The following is a 19,513-nucleotide window of genomic DNA, read 5'->3' on the forward strand; positions in this document are numbered from 1 at the left end:
GCTCCCCTTTTCATGACACCACGGGTTCCGGTCAATGCGCGCGGTCGGGGATGATCCAGGCGAAATCGGACAGGGTCACCCCCTTGAAGCAGGCATCATCCGGTGTGAGGGCCGCCAGCAGGTCCGGGCAGTTGGCATTGGAGTAGCCGGTTGTGCCTTCCGCCGGTTTGCCCTTTCCGCCGGAGGGGTAGCCCGCACGGACATGGCAGTTGCGGCAGTTGGTGCGGATCGGGTGGATGACGCCCTCGATATAGGGGTTCACCGCCTTGGCGAGCTGGCCTGAGGCATCGGGCTTGTAGCTGTTGGCTTCGGTCAGGAGATAGTGCGTCCAGGGACCGACGGCCTTCAGATCGGTGGGCCGGTCCGCGGCATAGGGGCCCTTGTCGGGCGTGTTGGACCACCAGACGCTTTGCAGCGTCCATGTGGGCACCTCCTTGGTCATGACATGCATGGCCACGCTCGCCAGATAGTCGCCTGGTTGGAAGGGCTTGTTGTAGAGCCAGTAGCTGGCGGCATTCAGCATCGCCTTGTCGGCTTGCGAAAACATCTTCCAGTCCGCGTCGCTCACCTTGTGATGATAGAAGCTGTCCAGGCCCACCACCTGCGCGGTTTCCGTGCGTGGTTGCATCGGTGTGCCGTCATGGTTCTCGATCCCATAGAGATAGGTGACTTGCGCGCTCTCGCCGATGCGCTTGCCGGAGGGATCGATCGCGACGACACTGTCCCATGTCTCATAGCCCACATAGCCATTGAAGCTGTCGGGGTAGTTGTCGTTCCACCAGGGAAGTGGCGTCAGGCCTTCGGCCTTGACCGGCCAATACATGTGCTTGGTGGAGACGTAGCGGTCCGGCAGGGAAATGTTCTGGCCCAGTTCATGCGCCCTCTTGAGGGTCGCGGTGAGATAAAGCTCTCCATCGCGGATCGCCCCATAGCCCTCCTGGGAAAGGGATTCCGTCGCCACCATGATGTCGCCGTTGAAGACGAAGAAAGTGCCATCCTTGATCGTGGTGTCCGCACCGCTGCCGGAGATCGCATCCGGGTAAGCTTCGATCACGGGTGTCGGCACCGGATAGATTGGCTGTGGTGTGACGACCGGAATATCCGCGCCCGCCTCCTTTGCCCGCTTGTGACCGGCAACGGATGGTGTCAGCCGAATGCGGATCGGTGGCGCGGCCTTGGCTTGCGGTGCATCGAAAGCCTGGGCGCTCGTCTGCCAACTGAACCAGATCGGCCAGGAGTTCGGATCGCCCGCATCGAGCGGCTGCATCATTCCGGCAAAGAGCGACCATGCGTGACGCCGGGAATAGGCGATATCGCCGGTCTCGATGGCCTTGTTGAGCTCCACATTGTTTTGGAAATAACCGAACTCCGGCGGTATCGGGGTGTAGCCGGGACGCCCCTGGGAAAGGACCGGCGCAGATGTCAAAACAGCGCCTGAGACGGTCATGGATGCCGCGAAAGCGAGTGTATAAAAATATCTTTTCATAACAACCTCGGTCTTGAAGTAAATTATGAATGCAGCTTCCTTCGAATTCAGATCAAAAACAACATCGTGAATTGCTGTAGGTCCCCGATGTATTATTGTATATCTTAAGTTATCAGAGCCCATACTGGCTGTTGGCAAGTGCAGGTGGTCTGTCGGGATGTTAAGGGGAGGCGGTAGAGCCTTGGGTGGGATTCAGATCCTTTACGACGGCCAATGTCCGTTTTGCAGCGCCTATGTGACCATGACGCGCCTGCGTGCCGCCGTGGGCGAGGTGGAGCTGATCGATGCGCGCTGCGATCATCCGCTGGTTCGCGAGGCTCTGGCGGCCGGGTACGATCTCGACAAGGGGATGCTGGCGCGGTATCGCGGGCGCGACCATTTCGGCGCCGACTGCGTGCAACTTCTGTCGACCCTGTCGAGCCGGGAGGGGCTCGCCAACCGGATGATGAGCATCATGCTCGGCAGACGCGCGATGGCGCGGTGCCTCTATCCGGTCTTGCGGTTCGGGAGAAACATGACGCTGCGCGTTCTCGGCAGAAGGCCGATCGGGGGCCGAAAGCCGACCGGGTAAGAAAAAAAGCTCGGGGGAGGAAAAAGCTCGGGTGATTGCCCCGGCCCTTGCTGGCCGGGGCAATGCTTGGGTTTGTGGCCGATCTTACTCGGCTGCGACGCGCAGCACCGCGGCGTCGGCTTCCATGTCGCCGGCCTGAATGGCGGTCAGGGCGATGGTGTAGACGATATCGTCCACCAGCGCGCCGCGCGACAGATCGTTGACCGGTTTGCGCAGGCCCTGAAGCATCGGGCCGACACTGATGACAGCGGCGGAGCGCTGCACCGCCTTGTAGGTGGTGTTGCCGGTGTTGAGATCGGGGAACACGAAGACATTCGCCCGGCCTGCAACATCGCTGTCCGGCGCCTTGGACCGTGCAACGCTCTCCACGGTCGCCGCGTCATACTGTATCGGACCGTCGATCTTCAGCTCGGGCCGTGCCTCGCGGACGCGGGCCGTGGCGTCCTTGACCTTGTCCACATCGGCGCCCTGACCTGAATTTCCGGTGGAGTAGGAAATCATGGCGACGCGCGGATCGATCCCGAAGGTCTCTGCGGTCTCCGCCGACTGGATCGCGATCTCGGCCAGCTGCTCCGCCGTCGGGTCCGGATTGATGGCGCAATCGCCATAGATCACGACCTGTTCCGGCAACAGCATGAAGAACACGCTGGAGACGAGGCTCGCATCGGGCCGCGTCTTGATCAGCTGTAGGGCGGGACGCACCGTGCTCGCAGTGGTGTGAACCGCGCCGGAGACCAGTCCGTCCACGTCGTTCTGTGCCAGCATCATGGTGCCGAGCACGACCGTGTCCTGCAGCGCGTCGTTCGCCTGTTCCGCGGTCAGTCCCTTGGACTTGCGAAGCTCAACCATGGGCGCGACATATTGCGGGCGCAAGATGTCGGGATCCAGGATCTCCACGGAATGCGGCAGTGTCACGCCGATCTGGGTGGCAACGGCGCGGATCTCGTCCGGCTTGCCGAGCAGCACGCACTGGGCGATGCCCTTTTCCGCACAGATGGCGGCAGCCTTCAGGGTGCGGGGCTCGTCGCCTTCCGGCAGCACGATGCGCTTGTTCGCCTTGCGCGCCATTTCCACCATGCGATAGCGGAAAAGCGGCGGTGTCACGCTGCGCAAATGGGGGGCGCGGAAAAGCTCCGGGAACCAGCCACGCATGGCGTCGGCCAGTTTTTCAATGGCGGCTTTGCTCGGCGCGGCTGCAATGTCCTTGTCGATCGTCAGCAACTCGCAGGGGCAGGGCAGGGCCGCACGGTCCAGCGCCTGGCGCAACTCCGCGGCCGCATCGCGATCCGCCGGAGCGCCGACAATGATGCGGACCGGGGTCTTGCCGCGCATCCGCTTGATGCCGTGCAACACGTCGTCGATCCGGTCGATCACGTCTTCGGGCTTGTCGTTGGCGCCACATACGAAGGGCATGATGTCGCCGCTGAGCCCGGCCGCCATGGCCTGGTTCATTTCGCTGATCAGCGAGCGGCCGGGAAGAAGCGACACGCCTTCGACGACCATGATGTCGCGCTCGCCGCGCGTCTCGATGACGGTGGCGACGACGAGATCGAGCAGATCGTCGGTGCGGTCTTCACGGATCAGGCGCTCGGCATGGCGGCGCGGGATCGCGGACACAACGTCGGTATCGCTGACTTCATCGCTCTCGCGCACCGGCTTCACATAACCGACCGAATTGCCGGCTTCGTTGAACAGATGGACCATGCCTTGCGCGATTGCAGGGGTGGGATCGCCGATGGACGTCGGCATAACGAAAAGGGCGCGCCCTTTCGGAAATTCACTCATCGAGCCAACCTTGTTTGTTTCTGTTCGCATTGCAGCAAAACTCTGGAACGATCTCTTGTTAAATGCGAATGGCCGGTTCAGCTGCCGGTTCAGGTCATTGAAGTGCCTAGGACGGGCATGCGGAAAACCATGAGCCCCGCCGCCAACGCATGCTCTGCACCAAACAACGCAAATGCCGCGCATCTTGCGATGTTCCGGCGGTTGTCGTGCTCCGACATCCTTTCCGCCCTACGGGAACTCGGGCCGACAGGGAGGTGCCAGCCGAGTTTGTTGCAGTGCATATCTCGTTGATTTCTAAATGTCGAACAAGGTTACGGGGTTGCCCCATCGGCATGGCAGGTCTGCCTGAATGGCATAGGTGGGCGTTGACGATGGCAGTACGCGAGAGCGGCAAGGATTGCATCTCCCGCAGCGTAAGCCTCCAGAATGTGACGGAAATCAAGGACGCCCGGAGCTGATCCGATCGGTTGGCAGTCCGTCCTCGGCCCGACCGGATGCGAAATACGATGCTGTTGCGGGATGCGGATCGTGGGGCGTTCTGCCGCAGCGTCGCTGCCGGGACATGTCCGGTGGGCGCAGGGCTTGTGTGCGCAGAAGCCCCGAGCCGCGGGTCGAATTATTGCATCGGGATATGTGCTGATGCGGGGAGGCTGCGGTCGAGCGGTCGGCCTCGCGACGCGCCACAGGAGCTTCGCTGGAAACCACTGGCCAGACACGCAGCAATAGTCGGGAAGAAAATGGTGGGGTTGGGGAGAGGGGCGCTTTCCCGCGACGTCCAAGGGCGACCCGAAACGAACCTGAAAGCCCCGGAACCGGACAGTCCCACCGCTTCAGAAGCCAGCCTCTCTGACGAGAACGGCCAGGGCGTTTTGCGCGTAGCGCCAGGCCGGCGATTCCCAGTCGGCGCGGATCGTTACCGTGCCTCGCCAGGTCCGCGTGGAAAGCGCCGGAGATGGTTCGTCCACCTTGAGAACCACGCGGTAGATGCCGGATTCGGGGATTTTCAGGCCGTTGCGGTCACGCGTTGCGATCCGTCCGCCGGCAGAAGCGGCGAGCATTCCGTTGTTCAGGATTCGGCTGGCATCGGCGTCGATATTCGCGACCGTCAACGCCAGCACGGGGCCGGAGCCGGCGTCGATCATGAACTGCCCGCGATCGCCGATCCGGACGCGCTTGACGGACGCTTCGTCGAGATATGTCTCGACCACCTGGTCGCCTGCCCCGACGAGCAGGGCGAGTTTCTCCCGGCCTTCGACCCAGCTCCCCGAGCGCATGTCCGGATCAATGTCGCGGAGGGTTCCGGCAAACGGCGCAACGATGGAATAGCGGGCCAGGTCCTTGTTGACGCCGGCCAGTTCGGCTTCGGCCGTCGCGAGCTCCTCGCGCGCACTCCGCATGCGGGATCTGAATTCCGCGTCGAAGCCGGCTGCTCCCGCCGTCCAGCGCAACTGTTCGACCCGGGCAACGAGGCTGGCCTGTTGCGCCAGCAACTGCGGGGCGACGAGGGTGATCAGCGTGTCGCCGGCATCGACACTGGCGCCTTCCGCAAGGTCGAAGCGCTCGACCCGGGCCGGACCGGGTGCATAGACCTGCCAATGCCCGGACGGGCGAAGGATGCCGCTGGACCCCACGCGTCCCGGCCAGGGCAGGACGAGCAGAATCAGCACGATCAGCAGCAGGAACGCGCTGAAACGGCTTCGGCGCTGCTTGCGGATCTGCGGCCAGCGTTGTTTCCAGGCGCCAAGTTCACGCACGATGGGCAGCATTACGAACCAGACCATCTCCACGAGGAAAAGGACGATGCCGACGGCCTTGATGAAGAAGTGATAAACGAGAACGGCGATGCCCAGATACAGGAATAGTCGGTAGATCCACACCACGATCGCGAAGAGGATGAGGGCGCGTTCGCCTGCGGGCGAAAAGTGCTCGGGCTTTTCCTCGCCGAGGCCGAACATCCATTCGCGCAGCCGCCAGCGGGCAAGCGCAAAACTGCGTTCGTGCAGGTTCGGGATATCCAGCCAGTCGGACAGGATGAAATAGCCGTCGAAGCGCATGAACGGGCTTGCGTTGATGGCCAGCGAAGCCACCCAGCTTGACGTGGCAAGGACGAAGGCCGCCGACCGCAAGGCTCCGTCGGGCAAAAACCCCCAGGCGAGGGTCGCCCAGGCAGCGATGACCAGCTCGCTCGCGATGCCGGCGCCGGCGACATGCAGGCGCTGCCAGCGACTGGCCAGCCGCCAGGCCTCGTTGGTGTCGGTATAGGCCATCGGCCACATCACGAGAAACGCGACGCCCATGGTCGGTATGCGGCAACCGTAATGCTTGGCTGTGAAGGCGTGGGCGAGTTCGTGCAGGAGCTTGACGCCAATAAGCGCCGTTCCGTAAGCGGCAAGTCCCTCCCACGTGAAATTGTCGACAAGGGACGAAACGAACCGGTCCCAGTGACGGGCGACCTGCGACAGGCCGAGCGCACAGGCCATGATCGTCAGGAACAGGAACGTTCGCGTACAGAACAGGCCGGCAAGGCCCGACCAGCGACCGAGCCAGGCATCGGGGCGCACCAGTGGAATACGGAAGAACAGGTAGTGATGCACCAGCCACTTCAGCCGGCTGCCTTGCCGTTTCGCCAACCGGGCCGCCATCTCACGAGAACTGTTGGCTCCCTGCGGTCGCAGGAGTTGGTTCTCGGCAAGAAAGCGAACAACAAGTTCAACGTCGCCGGCATGCGGCTGCAGGGTGGTCCTGCGGTCGATGGCTTCGACGATCGCCTCGGGCTCATCGAGCGACCAGTGTCGCAGGACTTCGCATGAGAGCCAGTCGATGCTGAAGAACCGGTTGCGCGCGGGATCGTGCAACGTCCACGTCGGCTGGCCGTCGCCGCGCGTCGGTCCGGGTATCAGGGCGAGTTCTTCGCGCAGCGCCGGCATCGCCATGGCTAGACGCCCAGCGTGGCGCGAATGCTGGCAAGCGGGCGCCTCAGCACCCAATATGCCAGCGGTGCCCAGCCGCCTTCCAGCTTGGCCGTGCCCCTGAGCCCAACCCGGTGCGTGGTCGGGCTATCCAGGCTGGCACGAAGGCGATAGGCGTAGGTGCCGTCCGGACGTTCGCTGGCGTCGTGCGCCATGTAGCGCAGGCGGGCGACAACCGGCGTAAGCGGGCTGGCGCTCAGATAGAGGCTGACCTTCCCCTTTTCCGCAAGAGGGATGGCGTCGGCCAGCGGCACCCAGGCTTCCACCTCGACGTCATCCGGCGTCGCGATGCGCATGACCCGTTCGCCGATGCTCACCGGACGGCCGATCCACTCGGATGGATCGTCAAAGAGCGCGATGCCGCCCTGCGGGGCGAGCACGCGCGCGCGATCGAGCTGGTCGGCGACGAAGGCAGCCTCCGCGCGCCGTTCCCCGATCTTGCCGGCGAGGACGGCCAGCTGGGCCTTGTAGCGGGCGTCGGAAAGCGCCTGTTGGGCGGTCTGGCGATATTCGGTCTCTGCGGTGGCGAGGGCCTGCCGGGAAACCTGAAGTTGCGACCGGATCCGGGCCTCGTCGAAACCGAACAGGGGTTGCCCCTTTTCGACCCTCTCGTTCGGCTGGACGTGGAAGGCGTCGATAACGCCCTCAAGCGGAGCGCGGATGACGGCCGGCCGGACCGGCACCAGTTCGCCCGGCGCCATGACCGTCAGCCGGACGGGGATGCACAGGACGAGCAGTGCCGCCGTCCAGCGCAGCCAGGCGCGCTGCCACCAGCGCCGAGCGGCGCGGGGCTTGCCAGTGCCGAAGCATTTTTCCTTCAGCGAAGGCCAGGACCAGAAGGACGGGGTCCTCAGCGCCCGCCAGGCGTGGGACCACAGGTCGACCCATTCCCTCAGCGCGGAGATCTCGCGTTCCGTCCACGGCACCTCCCGGGCCAGGAAAAGCGCGCCGGGGCATCGCGGCATTGGCAGCCAGAGACCGTTCGCGGGCAACCATTGCGCCCAGGCGTCTCCCGCCGCTCCCTCAATGTCGCCTCCGGTTACAGGTCCGGATCTGCCTGCCCCCTCCAACTGACGGCAGACCTCTTCAAGCCATTGGACATACGGCGCATTCGCCTCGATCTGGACGATGCCGGACAGACAGCACACACCGCCTTCTTCCAGCCAGACTGCCGCCTGCCGGTAGGGGGCGAGGCCATGGGTGTCGTTGGCCAGGATAAATTCGAGTTCCGCGACCGTCTCCGCCAGGCGGGCGCGATGACCCAGTTCCAGCAGGGTCGCCAGCGGGTTCGGAGCTAGTGCGAGGCTGTCTGCCATTTCCTCCTCCCCGCCATGCCTCAGGTTGCCCGGCTGACGTCACGGACCGCATTGAGCGTCACGAATTCCGGCATGGAAACATGTCCGATGGTATTGAGCTGGGCGCTGAAGGACTGACGACCGCCTGTGATTTCGGAACGCTTCTCGCCGACGGAGAAACGGAACAGTGTGCTGATTTCCCGTCCCTGGCTGTCGCGCGCGGTCACCTTGATCTTCAGTTCGCCGACGAATTCCCGGGGTGGGGTAACCACGAACTTGCCGCTCTGGGCGTCGAAGACGACCCATGACGGCAACCCGCGTCCGTCCGCAAGGTTGGCAGACAGCACGATCCTCTCGGTCGGGTCCGTGTGGGCGAAGGCATCGTAGGGCACGGCAAAGGACGAAGCGCTGCCGCTGTCGGCATACTGGTCCGCAACCCCGCGATAGATCGTCAGGCTGCTTTGGGAGCCATCGATGACGATGATGGGGAACCCGGCAAGGCTGGTGTAGCTCTCGCTGAGGCCGCTTTCTCTTGCCGAAGGCTCCGCCAAAAGCCGGAAGTCCGGGCCGGCGGATGCGAATATGTCTGGCCGCGCGACCGGCGATGTCGCCGGATCGAGAACGGGCGGAAGCGGGCGCGGGTCGCCGCCGGGCTCCACCGGAGGCCGCGGAGGTGGCGGAGGAGGTGGCGGAGCAACGATCCGGTCATCGTCCTTCGGCCCATCATTATCCGTGCCGGTATCGTTGGTCGTCGTTTCGTCGATCGGATCGGTGACCGTCCCGGTGCCGTCATCGAAGATCGAGGCGTACCCCGCCGCCTCGCTCGGCTCTTCGGCATTGACGACAAGCTGGAAGCTCTCCTCGCCTTCATAGACATCGTCACGCTCGGCGGTGATGTCCACCGCGACGAGCACCGGCACCGAGCCCGCCTGCACCGGAGCGCCTGTATAGCGGTGCCACGTCGCCCCGCCATCGAGCGAATAGAAGATCGGCGCGGTGTCGAGCGTGTCGTCGGGCTTTCCTTCGCCGTCGCCCGTCGGTGCCTTGCCGGCGGCGGCCACATCCCGCACGTCGAGGGTCAGCATGCGGCCATTGTCGGCATCGACCGTGAAGATCGCCCGAGCGGCGTCTTCGTTGTAGGACCCGCCCGTGACGGTCGTCGGGCCGAGTGCATCGACGGTCTGGTTTCCGTCGGAACCGTTGTCGGTATTGTTCGCCGTATCGGGATCGTATGTGTCCGAGGTCACGCTGGCGGTGTTGACGATGACCGCCGAACTGGTGACCACGGCCTTGATGTAGAGCGTCCGGCTGGCACCGCTGGCCAGATTGCCGACCGTCCACAGATCGTTGCCGGAGGGATCGACCACATAGTTCGAGGTCGTGCCGTCCGTATCCCAGCTTGTGCCGTCGAGACTGGCGCCGACGAAACTCAGGCCCGCCGGCAGTTCGTCGGTGACCCGAACGTTGCTCGCCTCGCTTGCCCCGTTGTTGGTGACGACCAGTGTATAGACGACTTCGCCGTTGAGTTCCGGTGTGCCGGTATCCACCGACTTGGCAATCGACAGGTCCGCCGATGGCGTTCCGGCAGGGACGATCGAAATCGTCAGCGTGGTGGTCGAGCGCGATCCGTCTGCGTCCTCGATGGTGTAGACGAAAACGTCATTGGCGCTTGCCGCCAGTGCGTTCGAGGCGGGCGTATAGGTGTAGCTGCCGTCTGCATTAAGGGTCAGGCTGCCATAGAGCCCGGCGATGCTCGTTCCGGTGCCCGTGGCGACAGCGCTTGACGTATCGCCGCCCGCCGCGCGCACGCCGACGACCCCGCCGGAGGGGGCCGGTCCGTCGGCGCCGAAGCTGTCGTCGGTGCCGTCGCTCAGCACGTTGCCCGTCACCGCCGAACCGCCATCGGTCGCGCTGTTGGTATCTGCGACCGCGGACGGTCCGTCATCGAGAATGGTGACGGACACGGTGTTGACGGTGCTGTTGCCGAACGCATCATAGGTCAGGATGTCGATCGAGCGGGCGGTCGAGGCCCCGGCGACGTCCGGGGCGGTGGTCAGCGTGTAGGTGAAGACGCCCGCCGTCGTCAGCGTCCAGGTGCCGTAGGCATCGCTGCCGCTCTGGTCGACCGTGCCGAAGGTCTGTCCGCTCGGCGCGCTCAGCGTCGTGCTTGCCGTCTCGCCCGTTCCGCCCGGATTGCTGCCGCTTGAAAGATCGCTCTCAAGCACCGTCGGGCCGGTGAAGGCGGTGGGGGTGAGGGACGGGGCGACGCTGATCGTCAGCGTGGTGGTCGAGCGCGATCCGTCTGCGTCCTCGATGGTGTAGACGAAAACGTCATTGGCGCTTGCCGCCAGTGCGTTCGAGGCGGGCGTATAGGTGTAGCTGCCGTCTGCATTAAGGGTCAGGCTGCCATAGAGCCCGGCGATGCTCGTTCCGGTGCCCGTGGTGACAGCGGTTGACGTATCGCCGCCCGCCGCGCGCACGCCGACGACCCCGCCGGAGGGGGCCGGTCCGTCGGCGCCGAAGCTGTCGTCGGTGCCGTCGCTCAGCACGTTGCCCGTCACCGCCGAACCGCCATCGGTCGCGCTGTTGGTATCTGCGATCGCGGACGGTCCGTCATCGAGAATGGTGACGGACACGGTGTTGACGGTGCTGTTGCCGAACGCATCATAGGTCAGGATGTCGATCGAGCGGGCGGTCGAGGCCCCGGCGACGTCCGGGGCGGTGGTCAGCGTGTAGGTGAAGACGCCCGCCGTCGTCAGCGTCCAGGTGCCGTAGGCATCGCTGCCGCTCTGGTCGACCGTGCCGAAGGTCTGTCCGCTCGGCGCGCTCAGCGTCGTGCTTGCCGTCTCGCCCGTTCCGCCCGGATTGCTGCCGCTCGAAAGATCGCTCTCAAGCACCGTCGGGCCGGTGAAGGCGGTGGGAATGTTGATGGCAAAGCCATCGCTGTCATAGGCGTTGCCGGAGTCCTGGCTGAAAATGGTGAGGAAGTCGGCGCCCGTATATCCGCCCGACGGCGTGTAGCTGAGTGTCGCCAGGATCGCGTTGATTTCGGCTTGCGTGCCGGTAATGACCAGATCGGCCGTTCCCGCTCCGTCGATCGTCCCACCCGACCCGGTCGCCGAAAGTGTGCCGTGGTCGACATGCAGGGTGACGGACTGGAGGTTGCCGTCCACATCGCCCACCGAGACGAGGTTGGCCCCGGTGAAGAGGATCGGCGTGTCGACCGCCCCGGTCACCGATGCCGGATAGCCGTTGACGGGTGCATCGTTGGTGCCGGTCACCGTCACGGTCAGGAGCGCGGACGACACGGCGCCGCTCGCATCTTCCATCTGGTAGCTGAAGGTCTCCGAGGTCGTGGCGCCCGCCGCAAGCGCCTTCACCGCGTCATTGGTCTGATCCACGGCGTAGGAATAGGTGCCGTCGGGATTGATGGTCAGCGTCCCGTAGGTCCCGGTGATGGCGACGGCCCCCGAAACAGGGGTGCCGGGCGTGGCCGTCGTCCCGGCTTCGACGAAGAGGACGGTCTTCGTGTCGCCGGCATCGACGTCGACGTCGTTGTTGAGGACATTTCCGGTCGGCGCGGCAAGGCCCGCCGTCGCCGTCACGCTGTCATTGGCGGCAACCGGTGCATCGTTCGCCCCCTGGATCGTGACCGTGACCACGGCCGTATCAACGCCGCCAAGCGTGCTGTTGCCCACGTCATAGTTCTTCACGACGTAGGTGAAAGTCTCGCTCAGCGTCTCGCCCGAGATGCGCAGCGCCTCGACAGTGGGGTTCGCATTGTCGACGGTATAGACGTAGGAACCGTCCGCGCCGACGGTGAAGGTTCCATACTTTCCGACGACGACCGCCGGACCGGTACCGGTATTTGCGGCCTCCGAGCTTGCTGCCGGATCGCCGGAATTCCCCGTCTCGACCGAGGTCACGCCGCTCACGTACTTGTTCGGAAAGTTGCTTGTGTCCGTCGTGTCGTTGTCGATCAGCCTGTTCGGGCTGGCCGTGGCGGAGGGATCGGAGCCGGCCGTGCCGTTGGAAATGCCGCCCGCCTCGACCGCGGTAATCGCGTCGTTGCCGGCGACCGGATCGTTCGTGCCGGAGCCGACGACTGTGATGTGGAGTGTCGCCTCGCTCTTGGCGCCCAGCGCATCCTGCATGATGTAGGTGAAGGATTCGACGACGGTTTCGCCTGCGTCGAGCAGTGGATTGTTGGCGATGGGCGTGTAGGTGTAGCTGCCGTCGCTCAGGAGCTCCAGGGTGCCGTAGGCGGTGGTGATTGTCGTGTCGCCACCGGTCGGCATCGTGAACGACAACGCGTAGCCGCTCGGATCGGAGGGCTTGGGCGAAAAGTCGTTGGAGAGCTCGATGGACGTGATGTTGCCGCTGCCGTCATGGTTCACCTTCGTGACGACGGTGCCCGATGGCAGGACGGAGGTGCTGCCGTCCAGCGCCGTAACCACCATGCCCTCGTAGATGGAGCCGGACGCACCGGTGATGTCGACCGACACGACGACATCCACGCCGTCGAGAATGAGCGTCCCGCCCTTGGCGCTGTTGGCCGCGACGTTGCCGTTTGCGGCTCCGAACTCGAAATAGCGCGCTCCTGACCCCAGTTGCGCCGTGACATCGGTGAATGCGGTCCAGGCTGCTCCGTTCCAGTAGTGGGTCGGCGTCGCGCTGAGCGTGAAGTCCGTGGTCCCTGCCACCTCGCCATCCGCCTTGGCCGTCACCGTGATCAGCGTGTAGGTCGGGGTCGCCGCACCGTCGGAAACGGCGACCGCGACCTGTTTCGTCCCCGTATCGCTGTCCTGGTCCCAGAAGACGTTTGCGCCGACGCTGACGGAATTGATGTTGGTGCTCGTGGCGAAGGTCAACGTCGTGCTGGCGCCGCTCGCGGTGTAGGTTCCGGCGGTCGCGGCCCCGGTCTCATCGAGGCCCACGATGGTCTTGTCGGCTTCGGAATGATCCAGGTCCGCGTCGTTCAAGGTGACGTCGCCGGTCGCCACCGCGCCGACCGTGTCGCTGCCGGAATAGGCCGTGCTGTCGCTCAGCAGGGATTCCTTGGCGACGTTATAGTCGTCCGCGGCAACAGGGGCGTCGTTGCTGCCCCTGATCTGGACCGTCAGCGTCGCCGACGCCGTGCCGCCGATACCGTCGTCGATGGTGTATGTGAACACGTCCTCCAGCGGCGTGCTGGTCGAAAGAAGCGCCTCAACAGCCGGGTCGCGGTTGTCGATGACATAGGTATAGGTGCCATCGGCATTGAGTGTCAGCGTTCCGTAGCGACCGGCGACCACGCCTGCGGCGGAGGCTGAGACATCCGCCGACTCGTTCGTGCCGCCGCTCGCAATGGCGATCACCTCGAGCGGCGCCAGTCCGTCGGAATTGACGTCGTTTGTCAGGACGTTGCCCGTCGCATCGATGGTATCTGTCAGGTTGCCGTTCGAAGTCAGCACGTTGAGCGAGACGGAATTGTCGTCCGCGCCTTCCTCCAGCGCCGCTCCGCCGGACGTGCCGGGCGATCCGCTGGCGACGTCGTCCGTAGCGACGAGGGCTGCCGGCGTCGTTTCCGGCCCGAGCAGATTGTTCAGCGCGGTGTCCACCCGATCCGATGAAGACTTCACCTGGATGGTGTTGTAGGTGCCGGGCGTCACCGCGCTCCAGACCGGGCTCGCCGAGACGCTCACCGGGGTCATTCCGGCATCGATCAGGCCGTTGAAATAGCTCTGGTCGACAACGAGGATGAAGCCCTTGTTGTCGGTGACGCCCGGATCGCCGGGGAGATCTGCCGTGTCGGTGTCCCGATTGCCGTCGACCTGGGCGCTCGACAGATCCGTGAAGTCCTGATCCGTCCAGAAATAGAAGCCGACGACCTGCCCCTGCACCTTTACCGGGCGGCTTATCCAGCCGAAATAGTCCTGATTTCCGATGTTGAGAGCCACAGCGGAAACGTCGTTGCCACTGAAAAAGCGGTTGTTTGTGGCGTCGTTGACCGTGACGATGCCTACGGAATCGAGACCGCCGTGGTTGATCGACGGATCGCCAACCATCAGGGTGTGGGTTTCCTGCTCCTTCTCTGCCCAGCTCTCGGTGTTGTCGACGATCCCGTCGCCGTCGATGTCGGTGATCATCTGGTAGGCGTTGACGAACTTGAAGGACGCGAACTCCACGTCGTATGTCACGCCGCCGGCAACCACCTGGCCGGTCTCCGTGCCGAGCGAGAATCCCTCGCGGGCATCGATGCCGAGGACTGCCGTGGCAAATGCCTCGCCTTCGTCGCCCCCCGTATCCGCATCCGGGTTGAGGTAGTCGTCCAGGGCGTGACCGATCTCCTCGACAAGGGCGCGCGTGGCGTCCGGGGCGCCGAACATCGCGAACCATCCACTGTTCACGAAGATCGTCGGCGCGCCATCGGGACCTTCGCCTGCATAGGCCGCCATTGCGGTGAACTCGCTGGCGCTCTCCATCTCCACGACCCGCAGCGTGAAGCTGCCGTCGTCGATAGCGGCGCGCAGGTCGCTCATGCGTTGCGTCCAGTCGGCGTCTGGGGCATCGCCGCCGCCGTTGAAGAGCGCGAAAAGCTGCTCATCCGTTGCACCGCGCAGATACTGTCGCACCGTGTCTTGCGCCTGATACGCCACCCCCTGAAGCTGGACGTCGTCCGTGCCAACCTCCAGCAAGGAGGGGTCCATGCCGGTCATGGTCGAGGGCTCCGGGATCGCGGCGTCGGGGGCCGGAGTATCGATCGTGTCGATCGCGTGGTCGACCGCCGCACCGTCGAACATGAAGCGCTGCTCAAGGGCCAGAAGGGTCGGCCTGCGGCGCTGGATGCCGGATTTGGACGATGTCTGCTCGATTTTGGCTCTGTCGTTCATGATCGGTTGCTCGGCTAGGGATCGGATGCTGATTCGGCGCGACTGCGACTGCGACTGAGATTGGGGCCGGGTCAGGGCGGGGAGACGTGGATGCGACCGCTCATTCCGGCGATCAGTTCGGGAAACTCGCCGTCGATCGTCGCCGCGACCTTTATCGATTGGCTGACCGGATCGACGCGCGCGCCGATGCGGACGAACCGGGCCGGATAGGTCGCCTGCGTCTCGTCGATCTCGACTTCGAAACTCTGGCCGACCTTCAGCCAAGCGAGCCAGCTGGACGGCACCAGGAATTCCAGTTCGAGGGAACTGTCGTCGAGAATATCGAGCAACGTCTGGCCGGGCTGAACGTATTGCTGCTCGCGCACCATCTGTTCGGCGACACGGCCCCCAAATGGCGCCGTGACAGAGCACTTGCTCAGCACGACCTCCTGCGCCCGCATGTCCGCGGTGAACTTCGCGACGGCGGCGGCCGACTGTTCCACCTCGATCAGGCCGATGGAATTGAGCTCGGCCAGCCGCCGGTTCGCTTCGTAAGTGCGCTGCGCCGCCGTCAGTTCCGCCTGCGCCTTTTGCAGCATCGCCTGCGGCAGCGCGCAGTCGAAGCCGACGAGAAGCTCGCCAGCCTCGAAGCGTCCGCCCTCAGGAATTGGCAGGCGGCTGATTTTCGCGCCGATTTCCGCCGCCAGGGTGGTGAAGCGGCGGGGCAGCAACTGCGCGCGGATTTCCAGGCGCTGCAGGCCGGAGGGCAGGGCTCCGCCGGCGTCGTCCGAGGCGGCGCCGCCAGTTCCGCAGCCAAATGCCAGCGCGAGAAGAAGAAGAGGACGCAGGAAAGCCCGGGGCGTCATAGCTTGGCGGCCTTTCTCTCCGGGATCCTTGCGCGCGATGCCGACGCCGCCTCCGTCCGGACGCCGCCGCTGGCTGCTATTTCGCGGGAGAGCTCGGCAAGGGAGAGCTCGTCGACGCTGCCGATCGGGGGATCGACGCCGAGGGTGGCCTGAAGCTTGGCTTCAGCTGCCTGCGCCAGCGCCAACGCCTGGTAGCGACGCAGCAGGCTGAGGATAGCCGTGGTCTGGTTGGCGACGCTGTCGAGCTTGCTCTGGGCCTCCACCGCCTCGCGGTTCTTCATGTGCTCGGCGATGCGACGATCGGTTTCCCAGATCGCGTCGGCGCGCGCGAACTGGCGCAGGGCATTGGCATAGTTCTGCCGTGCGAGGTGAACCTGCGCCATCACCGCCATCTGCATGGCGACGCGCCGCTGGTCCGCCAGCGAGACGCCCGCCTTCGCAAGCTTCATCCGTGTCGGCGCGGTCAACAGGTTGAACAGGTTGTACGAAAGCTGCGCGCTCGCATCGAGCCAGTTGTTGTTGAGCAGGTAGACGTCGGTGTCGTGGTTGCCGCCATATTTGAAGATCAGGTTGGGGAACAGCTTCAGCAGCACCTTGCGGGTCTCCACCCGGGCAATGCGCGCGTTGTAGTGTTCCTGGCGCAGGTCCGCGTTGGCAACCAGCGCCGTCTCCTCCATGACCTCCACCGGGATCCTCAACACCTTGCGGTTGGTCGTCGCCCTGGGCGCGATCAGCACCAGTTTCTGGTTGAGCGGCGCATTGATCAGGGAGGCCAGCTCAATCTGGGCGGTCGAGAGTTCCTGGTCGATCGATTCCAGCAGGCGCAGGTTTTCCAGCACCTGGCGCTGATAGCGCAATGAATCGAGGGGGTTGCGCAGCTTTTCCTGTTCCGCGCGTCGCGCGTCGGTCAGTGCGGCTTCGGCCTCGCGCGTCGTGGCGCGCACCCTTGCGCGCAGCCGTTGCGCGCTGTAGGCGCGCCAGTAGGCGGTCCGCACATCCTGCATCAGCAGGTGCATGGCCTTGCGCCGCCTTTCGCTCGCGATCAGGACGCGATCGGCCTGCTGCTTGGCGCTGTAGTACCCGACGCCAAGGTCGAGAATGTTCCAGCTAAGCGCCAGCGAGGCCGTTTCGTGCTCGCGCTCCTGGGAAATGAAGCGCGACGTCGACAATGCGCCAGTTTGCGAGTTGCGACTCTGGCTGATCTTGTCGTTGTTCCGCCAGTCATAACCGGCCTGCGCCACCAGCCGCGGCAGCATGTCGGCCTTCGAGACGTCCAGTTCCTTGAAGGCGAGCGCCTCTTCCATCATCTTGACGCGGCGGTCGAGATTGTACTTGAGGGCGCGCGCCATCGCTTCGTCGAGCGACAGCTTGCCTTCGATCGGCTCGACGCCTTCGCGAGCGCTGACGCGATCCGCGCGCGCCTGGTCCAGAAGGCTTTGTTCATCGATGCCGGACGGCTGTATTGCCGCACAGGCGGAAACGAGAAAAACGGCCGTAGCGACCCCAAACATCCGAGCAATCACGCCAACCGTCATGTCGCCCCCCCCCGCGATTGCGATCCCGTCACTGACATTCCTCCCCGTCTCCACGACGATCGTCGTGGCGATATCCGAGCTGGACGCACACTCAGATCCTGACCGAGGCTGCGCTATGTAGTTTCCGTTACGCGTGAATTTTCCGGATACAGAACTTGTTCATTTTCAACACACGACAATCAATAACTTTGGCGCTCTAACGTAACGTAAAAAATATTGGTAAAGCAAATATTCGAATGTGTCGACGTCTGTACTGGGTTTTAAGTAGTTTTCAGGATGAGCGAACGATTGAAATTCGAATTAAATGTCTATCATGTCAATTTTCTATGGATAGAAGACCCAGAGCGTTGCGGGTTCCCGTTTGAACCAGCTTGACAGAAACCTTGACGATCGGTTTGGCCGTCATGGTGGACTGTCTTGCCTTCTCCGGTGCCTGAGAGCCGGGCCCATTCGGCTCGTCTTGCAAAGCCGTGCCGTCAATAGCCGTGGCGAGAGCCGGACGAACCGCGCCGCTTTGTCAGCTTATCCGGTGCGGCGCCAGCCTCGGGGGGCGAGACACGCCTGCAACGCGTCGCCTTTTCGAAGGGCAGACCTGTTGCTCCTTCCGGCCGGCCCAGACGCATTGGATGGGTGTTCTAGCGAGCAACCCTCGATGCCATGATGCGGCGGTGATCGAAGTCGAGGCACCAGAGCGCTTCGCGGGACTTTGCAAGAGAAGGAATGGCGCGGGCCACGACATGGCGGGCTTGTTGGCGCAAGGCCGCGACCGTTTCGTAGAAGTCAGAGACAACCTGGACTGGCGCATGTTCCGCCTCCGCGAATTCGCCCGCGCTCAAGGCGCTTCTGAGCCTCGTCCACTCTTCGGAACGCGCCTTTCGCAGATCATGCGGCTGCCTCGACACCGGCTTGCAAGCCGTTGTGTACAGCATGAGCTGAGCAGACCCTTGAGATCAAAGGTCTTCTTTGGCGATCAAGATGATATGGAGGAAATGGTGGAGCCGAGGGGAATCGAACCCCTGACCTCGTCATTGCGAACGACGCGCTCTCCCAACTGAGCTACGGCCCCGACCTTTTGGGTGAGGCGCATTTAGTCGCCCGCAGTGAGGGCTGTCAAGGCGAACCTGCGAGGAATTCAGACCAAATTGTCATCCTGTGCATAGGAACCGCCGTCTCACCGTTTGAAACATGGAAAACCCCGCCTGTGGAGTCGCGGGCGAATGTCATCTCAATGCTGTTTGGGCGCTGGGGGAGGCGGGCTTCATTCATGCGTGCCCGGAAGCCGATTCGCATCGTCCGCAGGAATGGGGCGACTGCGCTGCAAGGCGTTTCCGCGCGCCTCACCGGACGCGGTGGCGGGGTGCGATGGCGCGCGCGGCAACGGTTCATCTTGCCATGCCGCCAGCCTGTCGCTACATGTGCTCACCTGTAAACGCCAGAACCCATTGAGACCCCGAACCACGGAAAGATCGACCAAGATGGCCGTCGTCTGCTCCATCGTCCCTGTTATCCTGGTTGCGCTGCAGCTCTATTTCTACGTCATCATCGCATCCGCGATCTTCTCGTGGCTCTATGCGTTCAATGTCATCAACCCGCGCAATCAGGTCGTGGGTACGATCGGTCAGATGCTCTATTCGCTGACCGAGCCGGTCTATCGTCCGATCCGCAACATCCTGCCCGCCATGGGTGGGCTGGATCTGTCGCCGATCGTGGTGATCCTGATCATGATGCTGATTCAGAATCTGATCCGGAATCTCAGCGGCTGCTACTACTAGGCGCCCGGATGTGTGAGGTGATCGGATCGTGACGCAGGATGTTCCCTGGCGCGCGGCCGATGGCGGTGTGCGGATTGCCCTGCGTCTGACGCCCAAGGCGTCCCGCGATCAGCTCGACGGCCTGAACGTCTTGTCCGATGGTCGCGTCGTGCTTGCGGCGCGGGTCCGTGCGGTGCCCGACAAGGGCGCCGCCAACAAGGCGCTTGAAAAACTGATCTCAAAGACCCTGAAAGTGCCGTCCCGCGACGTCTCGGTCGAGGCGGGCCATACGGCCCGTCTGAAGACCCTTTTCGTCCAGGGGGATGAAAAGGACCTGATTCAGGGGCTGGAAGCCCTCGCATTGCCGCGCTCGGGCTGATAAGACGCTGCCGATATCAGCCCCT

10 protein-coding genes and 1 tRNA gene are annotated in these 19,513 nt (G+C 63.9%); 3 read left to right on the plus strand and 8 right to left on the minus strand.

Annotated features, from left to right (window positions below; translation table 11 throughout):
- Window positions 1-31: 31 nt before the first annotated feature.
- Window positions 32-1,486 (minus strand): hypothetical protein, encoded by a 1,455-nt coding sequence (locus ABGM93_RS14815; protein WP_321500757.1) that lies wholly within the window; start codon window positions 1,484-1,486, stop codon window positions 32-34.
- A gap of 181 nt (window positions 1,487-1,667) precedes the next feature.
- Between ABGM93_RS14815 and ABGM93_RS14820 the strand changes: the two genes are divergently transcribed.
- On the plus strand, window positions 1,668-2,057 hold the full coding sequence (locus ABGM93_RS14820; protein ID WP_321500761.1) for a DCC1-like thiol-disulfide oxidoreductase family protein: 390 nt from the start codon (window positions 1,668-1,670) through the stop codon (window positions 2,055-2,057).
- An 84-nt stretch (window positions 2,058-2,141) separates the two neighbouring features.
- Here ABGM93_RS14820 and pta read toward each other — a convergent pair whose 3' ends face one another.
- The 7 genes from pta to ABGM93_RS14855 form a co-directional block, all read right to left on the minus strand.
- A complete protein-coding gene (gene pta, locus ABGM93_RS14825; RefSeq protein WP_321500765.1) occupies window positions 2,142-3,842 on the minus strand; it encodes a phosphate acetyltransferase in 1,701 nt (566 codons plus the stop codon).
- 830 nt (window positions 3,843-4,672) lie between these two features.
- Window positions 4,673-6,769: an HlyD family efflux transporter periplasmic adaptor subunit gene (locus ABGM93_RS14830; RefSeq protein ID WP_321500768.1), complete on the minus strand. Its 2,097-nt coding sequence runs from the start codon at window positions 6,767-6,769 to the stop codon at window positions 4,673-4,675.
- Between the two features lie 8 nt (window positions 6,770-6,777).
- On the minus strand, window positions 6,778-8,127 hold the full coding sequence (locus tag ABGM93_RS14835) for an HlyD family efflux transporter periplasmic adaptor subunit (protein ID WP_321500771.1): 1,350 nt from the start codon (window positions 8,125-8,127) through the stop codon (window positions 6,778-6,780).
- A 20-nt stretch (window positions 8,128-8,147) separates the two neighbouring features.
- On the minus strand, window positions 8,148-14,978 hold the full coding sequence (locus tag ABGM93_RS14840) for a VCBS domain-containing protein (RefSeq protein ID WP_321500773.1): 6,831 nt from the start codon (window positions 14,976-14,978) through the stop codon (window positions 8,148-8,150).
- Between the two features lie 71 nt (window positions 14,979-15,049).
- Entirely contained in the window at window positions 15,050-15,823 is a 774-nt protein-coding gene (locus tag ABGM93_RS14845; RefSeq protein WP_321500775.1) for an efflux RND transporter periplasmic adaptor subunit, read from the minus strand.
- Entirely contained in the window at window positions 15,820-17,358 is a 1,539-nt protein-coding gene (locus ABGM93_RS14850) for a TolC family protein (protein ID WP_321500777.1), read from the minus strand. Before ABGM93_RS14850 ends, ABGM93_RS14845 begins: the two co-directional genes overlap by 4 nt.
- A gap of 990 nt (window positions 17,359-18,348) precedes the next feature.
- Window positions 18,349-18,424: transfer RNA gene (locus ABGM93_RS14855), tRNA-Ala, on the minus strand.
- A 409-nt stretch (window positions 18,425-18,833) separates the two neighbouring features.
- On the opposite strand from ABGM93_RS14855, the gene ABGM93_RS14860 reads away from it, so the two are divergent.
- Window positions 18,834-19,130, plus strand: coding sequence for a YggT family protein (locus ABGM93_RS14860; protein ID WP_319774611.1), 297 nt, complete (start codon window positions 18,834-18,836; stop codon window positions 19,128-19,130).
- Between the two features lie 28 nt (window positions 19,131-19,158).
- Window positions 19,159-19,488, plus strand: a complete 330-nt coding sequence (locus tag ABGM93_RS14865; protein ID WP_319774610.1) for a DUF167 family protein — start codon at window positions 19,159-19,161, stop codon at window positions 19,486-19,488.
- Window positions 19,489-19,513 lie beyond the last annotated feature (25 nt).

This window comes from Breoghania sp. (genome assembly GCF_963674635.1).
Taxonomy (GTDB): Bacteria; Pseudomonadota; Alphaproteobacteria; order Rhizobiales; family Stappiaceae; genus Breoghania.